The organism is Bacillus sp. SIMBA_031 (assembly GCF_046535225.1).
Taxonomy (GTDB): domain Bacteria; phylum Bacillota; class Bacilli; order Bacillales; family Bacillaceae; genus Bacillus; species Bacillus velezensis.
This window is the reverse complement of record NZ_JAWRXC010000001.1, coordinates 610,907-630,934: the sequence shown is the minus strand read 5'-3', so window position 1 is coordinate 630,934 and position 20,028 is coordinate 610,907. Positions and strand designations below refer to the sequence as shown.

At 46.6% G+C, this 20,028-nt stretch carries 26 protein-coding genes; 4 read left to right on the top strand and 22 right to left on the bottom strand.

Translation table 11 applies throughout. The annotated features are described in order from the left end of the window. Positions 1 to 49 precede the first annotated feature (49 nt). The 3 genes from mraZ to SB724_RS03165 all read right to left on the bottom strand — a co-directional run bounded on the left by mraZ (position 50) and on the right by SB724_RS03165 (position 3,194). Positions 50 to 481 (bottom strand): division/cell wall cluster transcriptional repressor MraZ, encoded by a 432-nt coding sequence (gene mraZ / locus SB724_RS03175; protein ID WP_032874823.1) that lies wholly within the window; start codon positions 479 to 481, stop codon positions 50 to 52. 125 nt (positions 482 to 606) lie between these two features. Continuing rightward, a complete protein-coding gene (gene bshC / locus SB724_RS03170) occupies positions 607 to 2,226 on the bottom strand; it encodes a bacillithiol biosynthesis cysteine-adding enzyme BshC (RefSeq protein ID WP_410570064.1) in 1,620 nt (539 codons plus the stop codon). An 86-nt stretch (positions 2,227 to 2,312) separates the two neighbouring features. Then, positions 2,313 to 3,194 (bottom strand): 2-dehydropantoate 2-reductase, encoded by an 882-nt coding sequence (locus tag SB724_RS03165; RefSeq protein WP_410570062.1) that lies wholly within the window; start codon positions 3,192 to 3,194, stop codon positions 2,313 to 2,315. A 162-nt stretch (positions 3,195 to 3,356) separates the two neighbouring features. On the opposite strand from SB724_RS03165, the gene SB724_RS03160 reads away from it, so the two are divergent. Beyond that, on the top strand, positions 3,357 to 3,839 hold the full coding sequence (locus SB724_RS03160) for an N-acetyltransferase (RefSeq protein ID WP_007611262.1): 483 nt from the start codon (positions 3,357 to 3,359) through the stop codon (positions 3,837 to 3,839). Positions 3,840 to 3,877: 38 nt separating this feature from the next. Here the strand turns inward: SB724_RS03160 and gerR are convergent, their stop codons facing one another. The 3 genes from gerR to SB724_RS03145 form a co-directional block, all read right to left on the bottom strand. Then, positions 3,878 to 4,453: a sporulation-specific transcriptional regulator GerR gene (gene gerR / locus SB724_RS03155; RefSeq protein WP_003154450.1), complete on the bottom strand. Its 576-nt coding sequence runs from the start codon at positions 4,451 to 4,453 to the stop codon at positions 3,878 to 3,880. Between the two features lie 157 nt (positions 4,454 to 4,610). Next, positions 4,611 to 4,790: a 50S ribosomal protein L32 gene (rpmF, locus tag SB724_RS03150; protein ID WP_003154457.1), complete on the bottom strand. Its 180-nt coding sequence runs from the start codon at positions 4,788 to 4,790 to the stop codon at positions 4,611 to 4,613. 21 nt (positions 4,791 to 4,811) lie between these two features. Beyond that, positions 4,812 to 5,330, bottom strand: coding sequence for a YceD family protein (locus SB724_RS03145; protein ID WP_007611260.1), 519 nt, complete (start codon positions 5,328 to 5,330; stop codon positions 4,812 to 4,814). Between the two features lie 208 nt (positions 5,331 to 5,538). Between SB724_RS03145 and SB724_RS03140 the strand changes: the two genes are divergently transcribed. Then, positions 5,539 to 6,786, top strand: a complete 1,248-nt coding sequence (locus SB724_RS03140) for a nucleotidyltransferase (protein ID WP_410570058.1) — start codon at positions 5,539 to 5,541, stop codon at positions 6,784 to 6,786. An 18-nt stretch (positions 6,787 to 6,804) separates the two neighbouring features. Here the strand turns inward: SB724_RS03140 and SB724_RS03135 are convergent, their stop codons facing one another. Both SB724_RS03135 and SB724_RS03130 read right to left on the bottom strand, forming a co-directional pair. Further along, positions 6,805 to 7,827, bottom strand: a complete 1,023-nt coding sequence (locus tag SB724_RS03135) for a SepM family pheromone-processing serine protease (protein ID WP_410570056.1) — start codon at positions 7,825 to 7,827, stop codon at positions 6,805 to 6,807. 5 nt (positions 7,828 to 7,832) lie between these two features. Continuing rightward, positions 7,833 to 8,612: a patatin family protein gene (locus SB724_RS03130; RefSeq protein ID WP_410570054.1), complete on the bottom strand. Its 780-nt coding sequence runs from the start codon at positions 8,610 to 8,612 to the stop codon at positions 7,833 to 7,835. A gap of 179 nt (positions 8,613 to 8,791) precedes the next feature. Here SB724_RS03130 and ylbJ point away from each other — a divergent pair, with 179 nt between their 5' ends. Continuing rightward, a complete protein-coding gene (gene ylbJ / locus SB724_RS03125) occupies positions 8,792 to 10,018 on the top strand; it encodes a sporulation integral membrane protein YlbJ (RefSeq protein WP_012117492.1) in 1,227 nt (408 codons plus the stop codon). A gap of 18 nt (positions 10,019 to 10,036) precedes the next feature. On the opposite strand, the gene coaD is transcribed toward ylbJ, so the two are convergent. The 9 genes from coaD to SB724_RS03080 form a co-directional block, all read right to left on the bottom strand. After that, positions 10,037 to 10,519: a pantetheine-phosphate adenylyltransferase gene (gene coaD / locus SB724_RS03120; RefSeq protein WP_082997970.1), complete on the bottom strand. Its 483-nt coding sequence runs from the start codon at positions 10,517 to 10,519 to the stop codon at positions 10,037 to 10,039. 4 nt (positions 10,520 to 10,523) lie between these two features. After that, on the bottom strand, positions 10,524 to 11,078 hold the full coding sequence (gene rsmD, locus SB724_RS03115) for a 16S rRNA (guanine(966)-N(2))-methyltransferase RsmD (protein ID WP_038457914.1): 555 nt from the start codon (positions 11,076 to 11,078) through the stop codon (positions 10,524 to 10,526). Further along, positions 11,078 to 11,287, bottom strand: a complete 210-nt coding sequence (locus tag SB724_RS03110) for a hypothetical protein (protein WP_015388275.1) — start codon at positions 11,285 to 11,287, stop codon at positions 11,078 to 11,080. Before SB724_RS03110 ends, rsmD begins: the two co-directional genes overlap by 1 nt. 90 nt (positions 11,288 to 11,377) lie before the next feature. Further along, positions 11,378 to 11,650: a YlbG family protein gene (locus SB724_RS03105; protein WP_410570534.1), complete on the bottom strand. Its 273-nt coding sequence runs from the start codon at positions 11,648 to 11,650 to the stop codon at positions 11,378 to 11,380. Positions 11,651 to 11,708: 58 nt separating this feature from the next. Further along, a complete protein-coding gene (ricF, locus tag SB724_RS03100) occupies positions 11,709 to 12,158 on the bottom strand; it encodes a regulatory iron-sulfur-containing complex subunit RicF (protein ID WP_410570050.1) in 450 nt (149 codons plus the stop codon). 70 nt (positions 12,159 to 12,228) lie between these two features. Beyond that, complete coding sequence (locus SB724_RS03095) at positions 12,229 to 12,468, bottom strand: YlbE-like family protein (protein WP_003154475.1); 240 nt, start codon at positions 12,466 to 12,468, stop codon at positions 12,229 to 12,231. Between the two features lie 15 nt (positions 12,469 to 12,483). Then, on the bottom strand, positions 12,484 to 12,894 hold the full coding sequence (locus SB724_RS03090; RefSeq protein ID WP_025284691.1) for a YlbD family protein: 411 nt from the start codon (positions 12,892 to 12,894) through the stop codon (positions 12,484 to 12,486). A gap of 164 nt (positions 12,895 to 13,058) precedes the next feature. Then, positions 13,059 to 14,099, bottom strand: coding sequence for a CAP domain-containing protein (locus SB724_RS03085; RefSeq protein WP_014417703.1), 1,041 nt, complete (start codon positions 14,097 to 14,099; stop codon positions 13,059 to 13,061). An 84-nt stretch (positions 14,100 to 14,183) separates the two neighbouring features. Next, positions 14,184 to 14,627, bottom strand: coding sequence for a CBS domain-containing protein (locus tag SB724_RS03080; protein ID WP_410570048.1), 444 nt, complete (start codon positions 14,625 to 14,627; stop codon positions 14,184 to 14,186). A gap of 140 nt (positions 14,628 to 14,767) precedes the next feature. On the opposite strand from SB724_RS03080, the gene SB724_RS03075 reads away from it, so the two are divergent. Beyond that, a complete protein-coding gene (locus tag SB724_RS03075; protein WP_007409688.1) occupies positions 14,768 to 15,127 on the top strand; it encodes a YugN family protein in 360 nt (119 codons plus the stop codon). A 34-nt stretch (positions 15,128 to 15,161) separates the two neighbouring features. On the opposite strand, the gene ctaG is transcribed toward SB724_RS03075, so the two are convergent. Genes ctaG through coxB form a run of 5 tightly spaced genes read right to left on the bottom strand, consistent with a single transcriptional unit; the run spans position 15,162 to position 19,999 of the window. Next, positions 15,162 to 16,046: a cytochrome c oxidase assembly factor CtaG gene (ctaG, locus tag SB724_RS03070; RefSeq protein ID WP_410570046.1), complete on the bottom strand. Its 885-nt coding sequence runs from the start codon at positions 16,044 to 16,046 to the stop codon at positions 15,162 to 15,164. A 24-nt stretch (positions 16,047 to 16,070) separates the two neighbouring features. After that, positions 16,071 to 16,403: a cytochrome c oxidase subunit IVB gene (ctaF, locus tag SB724_RS03065; RefSeq protein WP_007409686.1), complete on the bottom strand. Its 333-nt coding sequence runs from the start codon at positions 16,401 to 16,403 to the stop codon at positions 16,071 to 16,073. A 2-nt stretch (positions 16,404 to 16,405) separates the two neighbouring features. Further along, positions 16,406 to 17,029, bottom strand: a complete 624-nt coding sequence (ctaE, locus tag SB724_RS03060) for a cytochrome c oxidase subunit III (protein ID WP_003154482.1) — start codon at positions 17,027 to 17,029, stop codon at positions 16,406 to 16,408. Beyond that, the gene (gene ctaD, locus SB724_RS03055) at positions 17,029 to 18,897 is read right to left on the bottom strand and encodes a cytochrome c oxidase subunit I (RefSeq protein ID WP_007611227.1); all 1,869 of its coding nucleotides are present in this window, start codon (positions 18,895 to 18,897) and stop codon (positions 17,029 to 17,031) included. Before ctaD ends, ctaE begins: the two co-directional genes overlap by 1 nt. 31 nt (positions 18,898 to 18,928) lie before the next feature. Next, entirely contained in the window at positions 18,929 to 19,999 is a 1,071-nt protein-coding gene (coxB, locus tag SB724_RS03050) for a cytochrome c oxidase subunit II (RefSeq protein ID WP_003154484.1), read from the bottom strand. Between the last annotated feature and the right edge of the window lie 29 nt (positions 20,000 to 20,028).

The following is a 20,028-nucleotide window of genomic DNA, read 5'->3' as shown; positions in this document are numbered from 1 at the left end:
TAAGGAATGAATTGAATTGTCAGTTGTTGTTGTGATGCACGAAGATCCATTATATATCAAATCCAATCATGTTTTCAGCAATTTCAGCGAATGAATCTTCTTGCTCTTCTGTGTATTGTTCCCATATTACCTTACTCCACAATTCAATTCGATTGGAAACCCCGATGACAACACATTCTTTTTCCAGTTTTGCGTAATTCAGAAGAGATGACGCAATATTAACCCTTCCCTGCTTGTCCAGTTCGCATTCGGTCGCACCGGAAAAAAAGAATCGGGTAAATGCGCGGGCGTCTTTTTTGGTGAGCGGCAGAGCCTTCAGCTTTTCTTCAATCAGCTTCCATTCATTCATCGGATAGCCGAAAAGGCATTGGTCCAGTCCTCTGGTCAGCACAAACTGCTCACCGAGGCCATCTCTGAATTTTGCGGGTACGATCATGCGGCCCTTTGCATCAACAGTATGCCGGTATTCACCCATAAACATGATAAGGACCCCCACTTTCTCCCCTAAACTCACCACTATCCGCCACTTCTCTCCACAACCTCATTTTACACTGTTTACACATAAAAAAAAACCCTGAACTATTCAGGGTTCTTTAAAACTTTATTTCAAAGTTTGACAATCTGATGTTGGTTTTGAAAAGAAAATGGCAGATGTTTGAAGGTTGTGAAGAATTTTGGACCGTAGCGGTTCAAATAATACATCACATTCCAAATCCGTTCCTGCGGAGCGCCGAGCGGTCTGATGCTGTTTTGGATTCTTTCATAGTCACGCAGCACAAAGCCTTCTTTTTCTTCAATTCTTTTCGTTACCGTCCGTTCTAAAAACAAGAGCTGATCTTGAATGAAGGCGGCATTCTTCTGTAAGAGCGGCTCAAGGCTTGAATCGACTTTCAGCGCTTCGTCCCTTGCGCGTTTATGGACAGCTTCAATCTGCGACTTCGCCTGTTCCATTACAGAAGAAAACTCTTCCGGAATCTGCTCTTCAAAATAAGTGTCTTTCAGGTGTCCGGTGCCGTGTTCGATCGCTTCCTGAAGCGGGATATTCCGTTCTGAAAGCTTCTTTTCAATATGGCGCTCAAGAATCGTAATGTTCAGTCTCGGCACTACCGGCGTCATGCGAAAGCCCATTAATGAGAAAGCCTGCTTCAGCTCACCCCAATAATTGATCTCCCCCGGCCCCGCGATAAACGCCAGAGTCGGAATGAGAAACTCCTGCATAAGCGGCCTTGTCACAACGTTATTGCTGAAACATTCCGGTTTTTCTTCCATATGGGTATGAAGCTCGTCGTTCGTCCACTTCAGGTCAAGCTCCTTAATGACAAAAACGCCGTTTTCTTTTTCAATTAAGAAACGCTCTCCCTCGTGTTCGTAAAACAGATTGGCCTGATCTTTGTCCGATTCAATAATCGGGTGATAACCGGCTTCCCGCATAAGACTCTGCTGGTCTGACACGGCTTTGGCAAGCTCATGATTGTGTTTTAAAATCTGCTGAAACATACTCGTTTCCAGCTTTTTAATCCCCGGATCTCCCGAATTCATCAGAATAAGGCCTTCTTCTTGAAACAAGTCGGCGATCAACAGCTCAAAAAAGTCCGTGAATGTCTCTGATGAGCGTAAACATCGCTTCACGTTTTGAAGGAGTGTGTTTGTGTGATCCGTTTCCTCAAAAGCAGCGAACACTTCATCAATCCAAGCCGCGCATTTTTCCTGATCAAGCTCGGTTTTAGCCGCCGATGTTTTTTTCCAGTACGACTGCGGCAGTTTCTGTTTCACCGGACCTTTATTCTCTGCTGACGTATGCACAAAATTGATTTCTTCCAGATCGTGATCTTCACCCGCCACCCAGAAAATCGGAACGACAGGAATCTGTAACACCTCTTCCTGCTGTCTGGCAAGTACGATAATGGAGATAATTTTATGTATGGTGTAAAGAGGCCCCGTTAAAAGACCGGCCTGCTGGCCGCCTACAACCGCTGCGCTTTTTGGATCTCTCAGTTTTTCGATGGAGGCCTGCATGGCGGCGGAGTGAAATTTTTCGTGATAGGAGGATAAATAATCCGCTAATTCTTCTCTGGCAAACGGCCGCGATGACAGGTCATGAAGCCGCTTTTGCCATACGCCCTCTGAATGAATATCATAATCAAAAAATGAAGACATGTTTTCTCCATCTATATAGTGCTGCACAAACTTATTTTGACTTTTGATGGAAAGTTCAGTTAGCTGCATCTGTCTGGAACTTCCTTTCTCCAATAAATAGTTAGGTTTCCGAAATGAGTATAGCATGTTACCGGAAAACCTCAAAAGACTTTGTTTCAGTTTCTTTCTAACGCTTTTATGCTGCGGTGTAAAAACGTGAGATGAACGGCCGGCAATCCGCGGCTTTCCGCTTCTTTTACAAGGTAGCCGATAATCGCATCGGCCTCTGTCCGCCTGCCTGCCATGATATCAACGAGCATGGAAGAATGATTTTTTTCCGTCAGTCTGCAAACTTCGCAAACCTTGTTCCACGCTTCTTCTCTATCTGCAAGGCCAAGTATTGTCTCCGCTTCTTCAAACACGTTTCTCATATATTTTTTGTAAGCGTCATTTGTTACCAGCTCTCCGTTTTTCACGCGCAGCAATGCAGTTAACGGGTTGATGCATACATTTATGATCAGTTTTCCCGTTAATAGCCGATACCAGTCGTTCTCATCATATACGGGAAAATCCCGGTGCATGCCGGAAAAGATGCTTTTGAGCGTTTCCGGCCGGGAAGCGCTGAATACACTCCATCTTACGGCTCCCGCTCCCGTATGTTCAACGGCATGATCTGAAATCTTTTTTGCTCCGTGCTCAACAGTGCCGACATAAAGCGAATGATCCGTATGCCAATCTTTAATGTCGTGTATGTGTCCCATGCCGTTTTGCAAAAACAGCACATTCGTCCCTTTTATCGTCTCAAGATCCCGCAACACAGCACTTAGCTGGTGCTGTTTAACGGCTGCGATTAAGAGGTCGAATCCGGAAGTGATGCCTGTTTGCGCTCTGCATGCCGCCGTACATTCTATTCCGTCTTTCAAAAGCCGTATACCGCCTGAGTTAATCGCATCAGCCTGCTCCGTCCGCCGCGTAATGACCGTTACCTGATGGCGGGACGATAAGTAGTAAGCACATAAAAGGCCTACCGCTCCGCCGCCGATAATTCCGATTTTCACACTGTCACACCCTATATCTGCATTTTTCCATATTATCATAGCAGAAGCCGCCGCAAATTACTTCAATTTCGTTTTGAGCAAAAAGACTGGCAAGCATATTATAGTTGGAATTTTCAATTAAAGCGTTTACAATAATGGTAGAACACAACAAAGGGGGAGTTTGTGTTGAAAATAGAGCGACTGCTCATCAACTTTAAGACACTCGAAGAATTTAAAAGGTTTAAGGAATACGGGATGCAGGAGCTGTCGATGCTTGAAGATCTTCAGGATAATATCATTGAAAATGACAGCACCTCGCCTTTTTACGGGATTTACTTCGGGGATAAACTAGTGGCGAGAATGAGTTTATATCAGGTAAACGGAGGCGCGAATCCGTATTTTGATCAGCGTCAGGACTTTTTGGAACTTTGGAAGCTTGAGGTTCTTCCGGGCTATCAAAACAACGGATACGGAAAAGCGCTTGTTGATTTTGCAAAATCCTTCAGAATGCCGATCAGGACAAATTCACGCATGAAATCAGCAGATTTCTGGGATAAGATGAATTTTGAGCCCGTTAAATATGATATGGCGCGTGATAAAGGAGAAAATCCTTATATCTGGCATCCCGATATGGACGGTGAAATGACATCCGGAGAAACGGCATAATAAAAAACCGGCCGGGCGCCGCCCCCAGGCCGGTTCATTTACAGGCTCTGCGCCGATTTTCTGTCGTCTTCTTTTGAATTGACCATCCTTCTCGCTCTGTCCATAATGTCAATTAGCGCTTTATAATCTTCTTCCGTCATCTCCAGCTTGTTTCTCAAGCTTTCATTTTCCTCACGCAGATCCTCGACTTCTTTTTGCAGCGCGGTCAGCTGTTCTGTGAGTTTTTCTTTTTCATGACGCACATCCGCTGCGGCCGGCGACTCTTTAAATTGCTGCAGAAACAAAATGACATCATCAATGGACAGCTCTTTTTCTCCTTCCGCCCTGCGGATCGGAGGCTGTTTGACGGTTCCCGGCAGATTGGCGGAATGCACCCCGATCTGCTTTCTTAATTCCTTCCGCTGTTTTTTCGCCAGTTCTATCCCTGACTGATATTGTTTTCTGACATAAGAATTCCATCTGAACCCGCAGGCGGCAGCCGTTCTCGTCAGCGCTCTGCCGACTTCTTCAAAAGCGGAAAGCTGGGTCCCGCCTTCCCGAATATGCCTGAGCACCACTTCGGCCAGCAGCAAATCTTCATCTTGCGTCCACGCGTCTTGTCTCGTTATCGTCAATCGTATCTCCCTCCATATTTGCTCATTTACCTCATACATATGCCGCTGATAGATTAGATAGACTACTGGGGCTCACAATTTTTTCGGCGGAAGCAGACCGGAGGGGCAAAAAAAAGAAAAGCGCAGGAACCGAGATTCCCGCGCTTTTCTTCATACATTAATTGCTTTTAACATTTATGTCTTTGCCGTTGTATGATCCGCATGCTTTACATACACGGTGAGACAATTTCATCTCTCCGCATGACGGGCATTCTGTCATACCAGGTACATTTAGTTTGAAATGTGTACGGCGCAATCTTTTTTTCATTTTAGAAGTTCTTCTAAAAGGTACAGCCATTATTCCCACCTCCTTAAAGAGTTAAGATTCATCATCTTGTGTTAAGAGCTTTTTCAGATCCGCAAGTCTGGGGTCGATTTGATTTTTCTTGTCTTCCTCAGAAATCACTTGCCAATCCTTCCCCACTTGGGGAGCGGCTCCTTCTTTTTGTTCAGTTTCACAAAAGACTTGCATAGGAATTTCTAAAAGAATCTCTTCTTTTATGATCGGAGTTAAGTCGACGATATCGTCTTCAGCAATATGAACGTCCTCATCTTCTATATCATCCGACTTATGAAATCTAAACAGTTCTTTTGTCGCGATTGTAAATGGATACGGCACATCAACTAAAGTTCTTGAGCACGGCAAAACCATTTCGCCTGAAATCGTAAAGTCAAACGAAACTTGCTTGGATTCAATCTCCGCGCGGCCCTTCACCCGGACAGGAGAAATGCGGCGGATGTCAGAATTCAATTTTGTCAGCTCATTTAACTCAACTGTTTCATCAAATTCAAAGCTCTTTTTCGCCATTTGATGAAGCTGATAAATCGTCCATTTCATTTGTATCACCTCAGGAAAGCAACAAACATGATTATAGCTTTTCAGAATGTTTTTGTCAATATTTTTTCTTTACAGCATAATGCCGCCGTCATGCAATCGTTGACAGCCGGATAGGCTATGCATACACTAAACGAAACGGACTAAAATATGCACTTCATTTGCAAATGTACCACACGAAGCAAAACATAGCAAGAAAGGCGGGACAAATATGAAAGCAGTCGGCCTGGTTGTTGAATATAATCCCTTTCATAACGGACACCGCTATCATGCGGAACAAGCAAAAATCAAAACGGACAGCAGCGTCGCGGCGGCGGTGATGAGCGGCCCTTTTTTGCAGCGCGGGGAACCGGCCGCCGTCTCAAAGTGGGCCCGGACAAAAATGGCGCTGGAAAACGGCGTGGATATTGTCATTGAGCTCCCTTATATATATGCCGTACAAAAAGCGGAATTATTCGCGCGCGGCAGCGTTTCGCTTCTTCATCATTTAGGATGCAGCAGCTTGTTTTTCGGCAGCGAAAACGGGCGGATCGAACCCTTTATTGAAGCGTCTGAAGCGTTCAGCCGAGAGGAAGATGACTGCAGCCTGATTCTGAAAGAGGAGCTGAAAAAGGGTCTCAGCTATCCGGCCGCCGCCTCAAAAGCTTTTTCACACATATTCAAAGGGCGGGACATGCTCGATTTGTCCAAGCCGAACAATATTCTCGGTTTTCACTACGTTAGAGCGATACACACCTCCGGTTCCGCTATGAAGCCTTATACGACAGCCAGAATCGCTTCCCAGTATCATGACGCCGAGCTTCCCGGAGATAACAGCCGGATAGCCAGCGCAACAAGCATCCGGAAAGCGCTGATAGAAAAAGGAACGGCGGCCGCAAGGAGCTTTCTCCCGGAAGCGTCTGCGCGTGAGCTGGAGGCATACAGAAATTCATACGGAATATGGCACAGCACGGAAGACTATTTTTCATATGTAAAATACAGCCTCAGCACTCTTTCCGCTGAAGAATTGAGCCGAATCTATGAAGTGGAAGAAGGCCTTGAGCACAGAATTCTGCGCACCATCAGACAAGCCCGATCCTATCGCGAAATGATGGAACGATTGAAAACAAAACGATACACGTGGACGAGGCTGCAGCGGATGAACACGCACATTCTGACACGGACGAAAAAGGAAGACATGCATCGGCTCTTACAGCCTTCAAGCGCTCCTTATATCCGTCTTCTCGGAATGACGAAAAAAGGACAGGCGTACCTGTCGGCAAAGAAAAAAGAGCTTACCGCACCTCTCGTCAGCAAGCTCTCTTCTTTCTCTCATCCCGCTCTGGATCTGGACATACTGGCGGGACGGGTTTACAGCCTGCCGATAAACGAACCTGAACGCACATTGTTTGAGAAACAGGAATTTTCACAAGCCCCGATCCGCTATGATGAAGACAAAAAGCGTTTTTTGAATGCGTAAAAAAAGCACCTGACTGTATCAGGTGCTTTTTACTTTCAGCTGATCCAAATAGTCAAGTGCGTCCTGCATGGTGTCGACAGGGACGATCTTCATATCGGACTTGATTGCTTTCGCCGTTTTTACCGCATTTTTGTAATCAGAATTTTCAGCTCCGTTTTGATTCGGCGCAAAGAAAATATCTTTTCCCGCTTTGTCTGCGGCGACGACTTTCTGATCGATTCCGCCGATCGGTCCGACTTTGCCGTCCACGTCGATTGTCCCCGTTCCGGCTATATTATAGCCTTTTGTTTCGTCAGGTTTTGTCAGCTGGTTGTAAATTTCTAAAGACATCATGAGACCCGCAGAAGGCCCGCCGATGTTTTCAATGCTGAAATGAAGATCCGGCTTCACTTTCACGTTCCGGTCCGTATATAATGCGACGCCGATTCCCGCTCTTTTCGGGTCGTCCGGGAATGATTTCAGCACAATGTCAACGGTCTTTTCTTTCGTGTCCCGTTCAATGTGAAACGTTACTTTTTCCCCCGCTTTTTTGTTGCTGATATAATCAATCAGCTTTTCAGCGGATTCGTATGTTTTCCCGTCCGCGCTGATGATTTTATCACCGACCTCTATTTTTCCTTTTGCCGGCATGTCAGAGACGACTGAGCTGGCGAAAATCCCGTTAAATGAGTATTTCACCTGTTTCCCGGCTTTTTGATAAGCGGCAATGACCGCGTTTTCTTGGGAGCTTTTCATCATTTGCAGCTGGCGCTTCATATAATCCGAGTCCGATTCGCCCTCTTCTTTTATGCTTTCATCAGAGACGATTTCATCGTAAGGATGCACTTTCGCCCAAAGATATGTATACGGATTGGCGGGGCCTACTTTGACAGTCATCAAGGAAAGGCTTCCTTTTTCAGGATAGCCTCCGTCCACCTTAATCAGCGGTCTCAGCTCTGATGCTTCTCCCGGCTGTGTGATGTAATACGGAAGCTTAATAAATGTAACAGCGATTAATAAGATCAGGATGATAAACACCCAGCGAAAATGTTTTGCTTTCATATGAGCTAGCCCTCCCAGTTCTCTATTTCTTGTTTAATCCGGCCGATCATCCGGTCTGCGGCTTCTTCGCCCGCTGTGATCATATGATCAATGTTGGCAAAAGAACTTGAGCTGAATGATTCAAGAGAAGGGCGGATCATGACGTCTGCGGCAATGGTCTGGTGACGGACCAATTCATTTTGCAGTATATCCATACTTTGCATGATTACATCAAAAATATGTGCCGCCTTTTCCGTTTTTTTCACCCGGGATACGTCAGAGGCGATGACGATATCAGCACCCATATCTTTTACGGCGGAAACCGGTATTCTGTCGACCACCGCGCCGTCGACTAACATACGTCCGTTCATTTTTTGCGGGACGAAAACGCCCGGTATGCTGATGCTCGCTCGGACGGCTTCGGATACTGAACCTTTCGTAAAAACAAGCTTTTCGCCGGTCTGAAGGTCGCAGGCCACGATGCCGAGCGGGATCCGCAGTTCTTCTATCGGCTTGCCGTACGTATAGGCATGAACGAGCTGCCTGATGCGGTCCCCTTTTAAAAATCCGAGCCTCGGCATCGTATAATCCGCGTACAGCCGCCGCTTAAATGCTTTGGCGACTTTTTTCATCTTGGCCACGTCATGCCCGGCCGCATAAAAGCTTCCGACTAATGCTCCCATGCTGCTGCCGGCAATCATATCAATTGGAATCTGATGCTTATGTAAACTGGATAACACTCCGAGATGAGCGATGCCTCTTGCCCCTCCCGAACCTAACGCTAACCCGATTGTAGGTTTGGCCAACGCGACGAACCCCCTATTAGACATCCTATACATGAATTCTATGGTCTAAATTGAACCCCTATGCTCGTATATTAGTACAGGATGACAAATAGGTACTTGCCCGGCCGCCTTTAAGGTCTGTTCTATATTTTATCATGATATAAATGTCAGTGTGCAATTTTAGCATCGGGGAGGTAAGAATGAATTTGTCTAAGTTTCATACATTTTTGATTTCATTGTTTTTCATTTTTTTGACGGCGACGGTTATTTCACACCCTCAGGCCTCATTCGAAGCCTCCAAAACCGGTCTTTCCATGTGGTGGGAGGTAGTTTTTCCTTCATTGCTTCCGTTTTTTATTCTATCTGAGCTTTTAATCGGATTCGGCATTGTCAAGTTTGTCGGCCTTTTACTCGAACCCTTTATGCGTCCCATTTTCAGAGTGCCGGGGGTCGGCGGATTTGTACTGGCTATGGGCATGGCTTCAGGCAATCCGGCCGGCGCGAAGCTGACTGCACGGCTGCGCCAGGATAAACAAATCTCCAGAGTAGAGGCTGAACGCCTCGTCTCTTTTACCAATTCATCCAATCCGTTATTTATATTCGCTGCTGTGGCAGTCGGCTTTTTTCATAACGCGTCTCTCGGCATTCTGCTGGCATCGGCTCACTATCTCGGAAACATCGCCGTCGGCCTGACGATGCGTTCATACGGACGGAAAGAAGAAGCGGCGTATACCGGTAAAAAGACGATCGCTCTTCCTTCTCTGAAGGAAGCATTTCTGGCCCTCCACAAGGCGCGGCTTTCGGAAAAGCGGCCGCTCGGAAAAATTTTGGGCGACGCCGTCACCTCTTCTGTACAAACCTTGCTGATGGTGGGCGGTTTTATTATATTGTTTTCGGTTTTCAGCCGGTTATTATCAATCGTACAAGTCATGGATGTGCTTTCTGTATTTACAAATGCGCTGCTTTCGCTTTTTCATCTTCCGGCAAATCTGGACATCCCTCTTATCAGCGGAATGTTTGAAATTACACTTGGGAGCAAGCTGGTCAGTGAAGCTGATGCCGCCTTGCTGCCGAAAGCCATGATTGTGAGTTTTATTCTCGGGTTCAGCGGCCTTTCCGTACAGGCCCAGGTAGCCGGCATTTTATCGGAAACAGATATCCGCTTTAAACCGTTTTTCGCGGCGCGTATCCTTCAGGGCATTTATGCCGCACTCTTTATTCTCTTACTGTGGAAGCCGCTTTACCTTGCGTTGGACGAACCTTACCAGTCCGTATTCCTCCCTTTCCGCGATCAGGAAGCGGTATCTGCTGCCGTCAGCGGTTGGAATACGCTTGTTGAAACCGGGCCCGCTATCACGCTGACAGCTCTCGCCGTATACGCATTGATTTATTGTTACAGGCTGTCAGCACGGACAAAAAAAGGATGAGACGCCAATCAGCGCTTCTCATCCTTTAAATTTCTGCTTCAGCGCCTGTTCAACTTCCGGAGGAACAAACTCTGAAACAGGCCCGTTATATTTTGCGACTTCTTTTACGATGCTTGAACTTAAAAAAGAGTACTGATTGTTCGTCATCATAAAAAAAGTTTCTATTGATTCGTCGAGCACGCGGTTGACGGAAGTCCCCTGCATCTCATATTCGAAGTCAGAAACGGCTCTGAGCCCCCTGATAATCGCCTTCGCCTGCTTTTTTTTCGCATAGTCGATTAACAGTCCCTGTGACGTCTCGACCGTAACATTCGGTATGTCTTTTGTCACTTCTCTTAACAGCTCACATCGTTCCTCAACTGTAAACAGCGGCTGCTTAGAAGAATTATTGAGCACGCATACGTACACCTGCTCAAACACGTTTGCCCCCCGTCTGATAATGTCCAGATGTCCGTAGGTAACGGGATCAAAACTTCCGGGACATACAGCTATACTTGCCACATCATTACCCCCTATTTCGGTATATCGTCACTCCTGTAAGCCCGTAAATTTCCCTTCTTGTTACAGAAAGCGCGCCGATGGCTTCAGGAAGCGCAACGGCTTTATCATGCTCGGCTACGACAAAACCGTCTTCATTCAGCATGTTCTGCTCATCAATCATTTCGATAAGCGCTTTCAGCTTTTGTTCCTTATACGGAGGATCTAAGAAAATTCCGTCAAAACCTTTTTCCCGTTTCGCCGCGGCATAGAGGGCCCGCTCTGCATCATTGCGGTATACTTCCGCTGAAGACAGCAGATCAAGCGCTTTGATATTCGCTTTTACCGTTTGGATGGCTTTGAAGTCACGATCCACAAAGATACAGCGGTCAAATCCGCGCGACAGCGCTTCAATCCCGAGACCGCCGCTCCCCGCAAATAAATCCAGCCCCGTTCCTCCGTCAAAATACGGGCCGATCATATTAAAAATAGACTCTTTTACTTTATCCGTCGTCGGCCTTGTTGATGTGCCCGGCACAGCCTTTAAGGCTCGTCCTTTTCTTGAACCGGAAATTACTCTCATTATTCACACCACTTTTTCTGAAAACTTTGATGTTTCTCATCGGCTGAGCCGTTATGTATAAAAACAATCCCTATCTTATCATAAAGCATTCTTTCAAACAATGAACGTGAAAAACGTGTATACATATTCACATTCCTGTCAAGACTACGTGTAACAGCATCAATGAATGATGTTGTTGCCAACCGCGGAGAAGACTTACGTTTCCCCATAAGTTCTTCCTCCGGTTTCTCCTCTCCCTTTTCCTTCTCCTTAACTTGTTAAGGAATAGAAGGACCCCGCAGGTATCTGCGGGGATTTTTTTATATACCGATTTTATAATCGTACTCTTTCGCTTTATCAAGCTTTGATTCAAATTCCAGCTTTAAAAAAGGTTTATAAGAAGGCTCTACCTTCTTCACATAAGAATAAGAAGAAATCTTTTCCATTGTTTTTTCGATTAGATCCATATCGCAATACAGCACAACGTATTTCAGCCGCTTTGAAACATAATGAACGTTGCCGAATTTTCTCAGCATTTTGCTTTGTTTTAAGGAATGCAGATATACGATTATGCCTTGGCGCTTATTTTCCATCATGATCACCCGCCTGACTTTCTGTTCATTTTATGTAAAAGACGAGACGGCCGTCTCGTCAGGAAACTTTGCATCCGCAGCCGCCGCCGGAACCGCAGCCGCCGCCGCAGGATGACAGGCCGTCAAAATAAGGATTCCCCGTCGGCACTTTTACATGCTCCGAGACGGCCGTTCCGAGTTCAATGCTGATCTCGTCAAGCAGCGACTGAAGCTCAGTCTCCGCTTTTTTAAATTCGGCCACCTTATCGTTTAAATCCAGTTCCCGCTTCATTTCTCTCATTTTGCGGGAAATCTCTCTATAATCAGGATGGTATTTGCCAAAGCGCTGCACATCCTCATACTGCTCTTTAACGCTCATAAAAGAACGAATGATCCGCCCTGCCTCTTCATCTTCACGGAGACGCTTGTAACAATCGCGGTAATTTTCAGCCGCCTCAGACTGCAGAATCATGCCGGCAAGCTGCTCCGCTTCACTTTGAAGCTTGACGGACTCAATTGTTGCATACATAAATACGCACCTCCAGTTGCTAGTTTACCATGAAACCACCCAATTGGAAAATGCGGCGTTTAAACGCTTTTTAATCCTGTGAACGCATGGCGTGAACCATCTGCATCATCATCTGCGCCATTTGAATCCCGTTTGAGAATTGGCTTACCCGATGCGGTATCGTCTTTTCATAAAAATTCATCATGTCAAGCTGAAAGGAATTGAGATCGTCCGGTTTTCTCGCAAGTCTGCGGTACCAGACGGGACGCTGCCGTATAAACCGTTTCCGTTCCTCATCTGCGGATATGAATTCCTGAACCTCTTTTCGCATACACGATCCCCTTCTTTAATCCTTCCTGAACGAAAAAGGATGTTGTCCGGAGCCTTGCCGGGGCTGCTTCGTGCTGCTCCCCGAAAATTGGCTTAAAAGGCTTTGCAATGATGAAATGGATTGGCTCATTTTATTGATCTGCTCATTCATTTGGTTGATATCCATCTTTTTGACGGCAGTGACCATTTTTGAAACGAAATCGTTTTTTTCAGCTGGTTCCTGTTTGGTTTCCGCGTCGGAAGAAGGCTGAACGGCCTCGTCTTTAAAAGGGTTCCATATCGGATCATCCTCGCCCAGAAGCACCCAATTTTCATAGACTTCCTGCCAGCTTCTTTGTTCCTTGCGAACATTTTGGATCAGTTTGGGATGCTTTTTTACGAATTGTTTAAAATCATCGATTGATTGCCGTGATTGCTGATTCGCCACAATTCTCACCCCCTCCGAAAAGTTTTGCCTGCTATAATGTATCGGTTCATGCGCCTTAATGTTCGCCTAAATTGCGAAAAAAAGCAGGTATATTTTTTTCAGCAGGAGCGCCGCTCGCGAAAAAACATAAAAAAACCGCGGGGGACGCGCCCCTCTGCGGTTTTTTACTGCCAAGGCTTAATGAAGTTTTGCGTATAATACTTCCGGTCCACGCCGACACCGAGGTGCGTATAATCCGGGCTTAACAGCGCCTTTCTGTGGCCTTCGCTGTTCAGCCAGCCCTCCACGGCTGCAGGACCGTCCACATAGTTGTAGGCAATATTTTCACCGGCCTCCCGGTATTTCACATCGCCTTTTTCCAAGCGATCCTTCAGAGTCCCGTATTTTTTTGAGACGTGAGAGAAATACTTGTTATCCTTCATGTCCTTGCTGTGGCCGAATGCCACTTTTGCGGCGCCTTCGTCCCATTTCAGCCTTGCAAGGCCATGTTTCACGCGGATGACATTTGTAATATCGAGAATCTGCTGCTCACTCGCTCGCTCAATGTCGTTCCATTTTTCATCAGAAACAGGTTCGGGTTCTGTCAGCTTTCCTCTGTACATGACTTCATACGGCCTTTGTTTCACAAGTGTTTCCGCATCAAATGCCCTGATGCTTGACAGATTCCCGTCAAATTTGTCCATGTACAGCTGAACATACATTCCGCCTATCTTGACGGTGGGACGGGTATTGATATCTTCTTCAGAAAACTCGAACCGATACGTGTTTCCCTTGTCAGTCACATTGACAAAAGGAGAAACCTGCGTCGTTTTAAAAACTTCGCCCGTCGATTCGCCGATCTTAAACGGTTTTGCGTTGATGCCGCTTCCCGAAGCGTATAAAGTCACGGCTTTATCATTCAAAATACCGACTTGTACGTATTGGTCTTTCCCCTGGTTGTACACCCACCACTCGTAATCGTAGGCAGAAGGATCTTTCCGAGACGGTTCCCCAAGTTTCTTTTTCACATCGGCGGCAGATTTCCCCATGAGAGAAAGCAGTCCGGATGACGGCATTTTCAGCCGTTTTCCGCTCTCTTCTTCATTGGAAACCTGAGGCTCCTCCTGATCCGTCTTTTTCTGAGGAGCCGATCCATATTGTATAAACAGAACATACGCTCCGTAAATAAGCAAAAGGATAACGAGAGCCCTTGCGATATTTTTCAACCTCTCACCCCCATATGTTCAAACCGTTCTGTTTTTGTTTACTCTTATACAGTACAGCCTATTTGCATCGTCCGTGATTTATGTTTAATGGATAAACCCCTCCGGACCGCCGTCTTCAGAAATGTCAGACAGCGCCCGGCCTGCTTGCTCATTTGATTGCTCGGCCAACGAAAGATCGCCGAGCGTAACAATGCCGACCAGTTTTTTATCCTTTGTGATGGGAATTCTTCTGAGCTGATGTTCAGCCATCAAATGGAGCACCTCCTCCACAGAGGCGTCTTCTTCTGCACTGATAACCCGCTCTGTCATTGCGTCGGTTATTTTTTGAGAGTTCGGCTTTTTTGAAGCAATTCCCCGTAATACGAGATCTCTGTCTGTCACGATCCCGACAAGGGTGGCGCCGTCTTCATCCACTATCGGAATAGCGCCGACATCCGCGTCTTTCATCTTCACCGCAGCTTCATATACATTATCTAATACTGTACAATATTGCAAGTCTGACGTCATGAGCTTATTGATCTTTGTCATTGCGGAATTCCTCCTTTTTTCTGCTACTATTGTCGTCAAATTTTTCTTTTTGCATACTTTCACCGTATGAATCATTGAAAGTGTAACGCTTTCATACTATGATTGTCAGGAAAGGGCATTTTTAAAAGGAGGGGGAAGGTTTGAAGTTTGAAAACAGCGGTCTTGAAGGGGTAACAGCGGAGCTCAGCCGCTTGAATGATCTGATGGAAGGTAAAGGGCTCATTCTGGCTGGACAATGGGATTATGAAAGAGTGACTTACGACAAAAAGTTTTCAGTACCTGAGGGGACATTTTATCTGCGGATTCAAGGAACGGCAAAAGAGGGCGATGTCGGCGGCAGCCGGGCCGTGATTCAGCTGAAGGCCCCTCTTTTAGGAAAGCATTATTATCCGCACGGCGTAGAATACGGCAGCGCTGAAGAATTTCCGGAACATGTCGTCGCTGAAAGCAAAGCTTTACTGCTTGAATTGGAAGAGTCATTAAAAACAGTGCAAATGTAATAAAAAAGTACAGCATATTCTGCTGTACTTTTTTTCATGAGACGGTATGCTCGATATACGGCGGCTCTGACAGCGTATCTTTTTCCCGTTCCGTTCTGACCCACTGAAAAAAGATGACAGCCAAATATGTTCCGTAGACCGCCTCTTGAATGATTTTCATCAGTACTGCCCCAAGCTGCTGATCTTCCAGAGGAGGCAGCGTGTTGAACATCTCCGGTCCGGATAAAGGGATCTCCTCCAGCAAATCTAAAGGAACGCAAAGCTTCATTGCTTCGGCCCAAGCCGCCGGATCTGTATACGCGGCATACATGGGCGCCCCACTGAACATAATGAGCGCGCAGGCCGGCGTTAACAGAATCCCGTCTGCCATAATATACCCCAGCTTCATTAAACCGCTGAGACGGGGCAGACCGTCCACCTTATGCACAAGCGGCCACCACATAAAAAACGCCGTTACAAAGATGAGTCCGTTCATCAGCGTGTGATACAGCGAATCCGTTTTGACGAAATCAAATATAAACGGGATGTGATACAGTGAAAAAATACCGTTAAACAGCACTAATGCGATAAGCGGCATTGAAAAGAACGAAAACAGCGGCTTTACGACAGGACGGAAGATCAGTTTCTTCCATGCCCAGCCGGGAATTCCGGAAATCAACAGCGGCGGTACGACTAAAAACAGAACCGCCATCTGCGTCATATGAGCACTGAACATCACATGGCCCAATAAATCAACCGGACTTCCCGCAGCCGTGTAAAAAAATAGCGCGGAAAGCACAAACAGCACCTTCTCCTTAGCGGCCACACGTCCTTTATGCCGGCTGCACCAGTAAAAGTAAACACCTGTTATCACGGCAGTTATACAAAACAGATACGGGCTCCACATTGCGCGAAACCCGAACATTTCCAAATTAATCAAATCTCTCACTCCCCGCCGCCCCGATTACCACCAAATAATCGTGACAAATGCAAGCACGGTGATAAACGCGACAAATATTCCCGAATACAGAAATAATGACGGCGCTTCATGCCCCTTCTGGCTCATATGCATAAAGTAAAACAGCTGAAAGATGACCTGGATGACCGCAAGCAGGATCAGAAACGGCATCGTAAACCATCCGGCAATGCCGTCAGCAGCCACTGTCAAAAACGCGACAAGCGTAAGGCCGATCATCAAACCGAAGGATATGACCTGATATTTCATCTCCTCGGCATTTTTCTTTTTCCGATATTCGAGATCCGTACTGACAGTCCCTCTGTTTTTGTTATCGTCCATCGTTATCCCACCATCCCCATCAAATATACAACGGTAAAGATAAAGACCCACACGACATCGATAAAATGCCAATATAAGCTGGCCACATAATATTTCGGCGCATTATAAAGGCTGAGCCCTCTTTTCGCATTCCGGATCATCAGCGCGCTGATCCACAACAGCCCGAACGCCACGTGTGCTCCGTGTGTGCCGACGAGCGTGTAAAACGCTGAGCCGAGCGCAGAGCTTGTAATGGTAAAGCCGAATTCGTGAGTGTAATGCATAAATTCATAGATTTCCACCCCTAAAAATCCTGCTCCCAATAAAACGGTAACCAAAAGCCACACCTGCATTTTTTTAAAGGAGAAATTCTTCATATGATACATCGCATACACACTCGTTAAGCTGCTCGTTAAAAGAAGCATCGTCGCGATAAATACGATCGGCAGCTCAAACATCTCAGCCGTTGACGGCCCTCCGGCTTTAGATTCCCGTAAAGCAAGAAATGTTGCAAATAGCGAGGCGAACAGAACCGTTTCCCCGCCGAGAAACAGCCAAAATCCCAAAAACTTATTTTTCCCTTCCAGCGTTGCTTTTTCAGGAGAAGCCGGAAAGGTTTCAGCCGTCATTTTTTCCTGCAGCTGCATTACGCCTTCACCCCTTTATCATCATTCGGCAGATCTTCTTTGTGAATATGATAGCCGTAATCATCGACCACAGAGCGAAGCAGCATGGTAAAGAATGTGATGCCGAGCCCTATGAAGATAACCGGAAGCCCCCATGAATAATCGGAGTGGTATAGAAACCCGAACGCTGCGACAAACAGCCCGAAAGATATGATAAACGGCATGATGGAGCCGTTCGGCATATGAATGTCCTCTACAGGCTCTGCAGGCGCCATCCCTTCATTTCCGGCCTGCTTTTCAATCCACAGCGGGTCAAGTCCCCGGACAAACGGAAGCTGTTTAAAATTATATTCCGGCGGCGGCGAAGAGACCGCCCATTCAAGCGTACGACCGTCCAGCCACGGGTCGTTCCCGACGTATTTCCCCTTTATTGAGGTATAAATAATATTGACGACGAGTAAAGCAGCCGCGCCCGCCATGAAAAACGCGCCGATTGAACTGATCAGGTTGCCGGTATCAAGCCCCTGGCCGGGCAGATATGTGTAAACGCGCCGCGGCATTCCCATCAAACCGAGGAAATGCTGAATGAAGAAGGTAAGATGAAACCCGATAAAAAATAAGACGAACGAAATTTTCCCCATCGTTTCATGAAGCACCTTCCCGAACATTTTCGGCCACCAGAAATGCACGCCCGCCAGGATGCCGAACACAACGCCGCCGATAATGACGTAGTGGAAATGCGCTACGACAAAATACGTATCATGGAACTGATAATCTGCCGCTGCGGCCGCCAGCATGACACCCGTGACTCCTCCGAGTACGAAAGAAGGAATAAAGGCGACGGCATACAGCATAGGCGTCGTGAATTTGACGTTTCCTCCCCAGATGGTCAAAAGCCAGTTGAAAATTTTAATGCCGGTAGGCACCGCGATCGCCATCGTCGCAACCGCAAATATCGCATTAGCGATCGGTCCGAGTCCCGTCGTAAACATGTGGTGAACCCAAACCATGAACCCGAGAAAGCCGATCAGCACGATCGCAAAGACCATAGACGAATAACCGAACAGACGTTTCCTCGCAAATACGGGAATGATTTCTGAAAAAATCCCAAAGGCGGGAAGAATTAAAATGTATACTTCCGGATGCCCGAAAATCCAAAACAGATGCTCCCAGATTATCGTATTGCCTCCCAATTCAGGATTAAAGAAATTGGTTCCGAACAAACGATCCAGCATCATCAGCGCCAAACCGACGGTGAGCGGAGGAAATGCGAATAAAATGAGTGCCGACGCCACAAATGTCGTCCACGTAAACAGCGGCAGTCTCATATACGTCAAACCCGGCGCCCTCATATTAATAATCGTGGCGAGAAAATTGATCCCCGCAATGAGCGTACCTAAGCCTGATATTTGCAGGCCGAGCACGAAAAAGTCTATGCCGTGCCCTTTCGAATTAAGCGCAAGCGACGCGTACGACGTCCAGCCTGCATCAGGAGCGCCTCCTAAAAACCAGCTCAGATTCAAAAAGATGCCTCCGAAGAAAAACAGCCAAAATCCGAGCGCATTCAAAAATGGGAATGATACGTCACGCGCCCCGATCTGCAGCGGCACAACCGCGTTCATCAGCCCGAATAACAGCGGCATCGCCGCCAGGAAGATCATTGTCGTGCCGTGCATCGTCATAATTTCATTAAATTGCTGCGCACCCATAAAATCGTTCCCCGGCCTCAAGAGCTGAATCCTGATAAGCATGGCCTCAAGTCCACCGACGACGAAGAAAAATCCCCCGGCGATCATATATAAAATCGCGATTTTCTTATGGTCAACCGTCGTCAAATAATCCCAAAGCAAAGAGCTTTTTCTTTGCTGTCCTGTAAGCGTATTCATCATTTACGACCTCCCCCCTGATATCTCCCTGTCCTCACTTGTTCTCCGCTTTCAGCCCTTTTAAATATTCATACAGCGCATCCGTTTCAGCGTCCGAGAGCTTCGGATAAGTGCCTGTCATTTTATTGCCCGGTTTAATGCTGTCCGGATTTTTCAGCCAGGCTTTTATATTCTCTTTATTCGCATCCTTAATACCGGCCACTTTGACCCGTTCACCGAAGGTAGCGAGGTTCGGAGCCGTTCTTGCCGCTTCAGCCCGTTTATCATTGGGCTCAACCGCATGACAGCTTAGGCAGTTTTTTTCCTTAAACAGCTCTTCTCCTTGCGCGGCTAAACCGGAATCTGTTGTATGCTTATAATTTTTCATCGCTTTCGTCCATTGTTTAAATTCTTTTGACGGCAGCGGTTTCACTTTGAAATCCATCAGCGCATGTGAAGGTCCGCACAGCTCTGCGCATTTCCCGAAGAAATATTCTCCCGCTTCTTTGCTTCGTTTAGAATCGAAGGTCAGAAAGAAAGTATTGTCATTATCCGTATTCGTATCGATTTTTCCCCCGGCTGACGGAATCCAGAAAGAGTGTTTCACATCTGAGGACTTCAGCTTGAAATAAACGCGTTCATCTGTGGGAACGATCAGCTCCTGACTTGTCACAAACCCGTAATCAGGATACTCGAATTCCCACCAGTATAAATTCGCCCTTACATTAATCACGAGCGCATCCTCTGCTTTACGGTTTTTCTTATCCATCGGCGACGTATCCGCCAGCGCCAATGTATCGATGACAACCGGAATGACAAGAATAATCAGAAGCAGGATCGGAATAACGGTCCAAGTGATTTCTAAAAAACGGTTCCCCTCCACCTGTTTCGGTATCGTGTCTTCCCCTATACGCGACCGTCTGAATCTCACAATGACGTAAAAGAAAATAACTGCTACGACCGCAACGACGACAACCATGATAAGTGTGCTGAGCACCGTCAGATCATATTGTTTATCAGCCACTTCGCCGGCAGGCTTGAGTGTGGACAGAAACGGTTTTCCACAGCCGCTCAATAAAAGCGGCACTAAGGCTAATAATGATAAAAGACGCCAACGCTTTAACATTTCACCCAACCCCTTTTTTGAATCAGTAC

What these genes read in the sequence shown, in the direction of transcription:
- mraZ (WP_032874823.1), bottom strand. Translation starts at nt 481, where the DNA reads ATGTTTATGGGTGAATACCGGCATACTGTTGATGCAAAGGGCCGCATG.
- bshC (WP_410570064.1), bottom strand. Translation starts at nt 2,226, where the DNA reads ATGCAGCTAACTGAACTTTCCATCAAAAGTCAAAATAAGTTTGTGCAG.
- rpmF (WP_003154457.1), bottom strand. Translation starts at nt 4,790, where the DNA reads ATGGCTGTACCTTTTAGAAGAACTTCTAAAATGAAAAAAAGATTGCGC.
- SB724_RS03145 (WP_007611260.1), bottom strand. Translation starts at nt 5,330, where the DNA reads ATGAAATGGACGATTTATCAGCTTCATCAAATGGCGAAAAAGAGCTTT.
- SB724_RS03140 (WP_410570058.1), top strand. Translation starts at nt 5,539, where the DNA reads ATGAAAGCAGTCGGCCTGGTTGTTGAATATAATCCCTTTCATAACGGA.
- SB724_RS03135 (WP_410570056.1), bottom strand. Translation starts at nt 7,827, where the DNA reads ATGAAAGCAAAACATTTTCGCTGGGTGTTTATCATCCTGATCTTATTA.
- ylbJ (WP_012117492.1), top strand. Translation starts at nt 8,792, where the DNA reads ATGAATTTGTCTAAGTTTCATACATTTTTGATTTCATTGTTTTTCATT.
- rsmD (WP_038457914.1), bottom strand. Translation starts at nt 11,078, where the DNA reads ATGAGAGTAATTTCCGGTTCAAGAAAAGGACGAGCCTTAAAGGCTGTG.
- SB724_RS03110 (WP_015388275.1), bottom strand. Translation starts at nt 11,287, where the DNA reads ATGGGGAAACGTAAGTCTTCTCCGCGGTTGGCAACAACATCATTCATT.
- SB724_RS03105 (WP_410570534.1), bottom strand. Translation starts at nt 11,650, where the DNA reads ATGGAAAATAAGCGCCAAGGCATAATCGTATATCTGCATTCCTTAAAA.
- ricF (WP_410570050.1), bottom strand. Translation starts at nt 12,158, where the DNA reads ATGTATGCAACAATTGAGTCCGTCAAGCTTCAAAGTGAAGCGGAGCAG.
- SB724_RS03095 (WP_003154475.1), bottom strand. Translation starts at nt 12,468, where the DNA reads ATGCGAAAAGAGGTTCAGGAATTCATATCCGCAGATGAGGAACGGAAA.
- SB724_RS03080 (WP_410570048.1), bottom strand. Translation starts at nt 14,627, where the DNA reads ATGACAAAGATCAATAAGCTCATGACGTCAGACTTGCAATATTGTACA.
- ctaF (WP_007409686.1), bottom strand. Translation starts at nt 16,403, where the DNA reads ATGGACGATAACAAAAACAGAGGGACTGTCAGTACGGATCTCGAATAT.
- ctaE (WP_003154482.1), bottom strand. Translation starts at nt 17,029, where the DNA reads ATGCAGCTGCAGGAAAAAATGACGGCTGAAACCTTTCCGGCTTCTCCT.
- ctaD (WP_007611227.1), bottom strand. Translation starts at nt 18,897, where the DNA reads ATGATGAATACGCTTACAGGACAGCAAAGAAAAAGCTCTTTGCTTTGG.
- coxB (WP_003154484.1), bottom strand. Translation starts at nt 19,999, where the DNA reads ATGTTAAAGCGTTGGCGTCTTTTATCATTATTAGCCTTAGTGCCGCTT.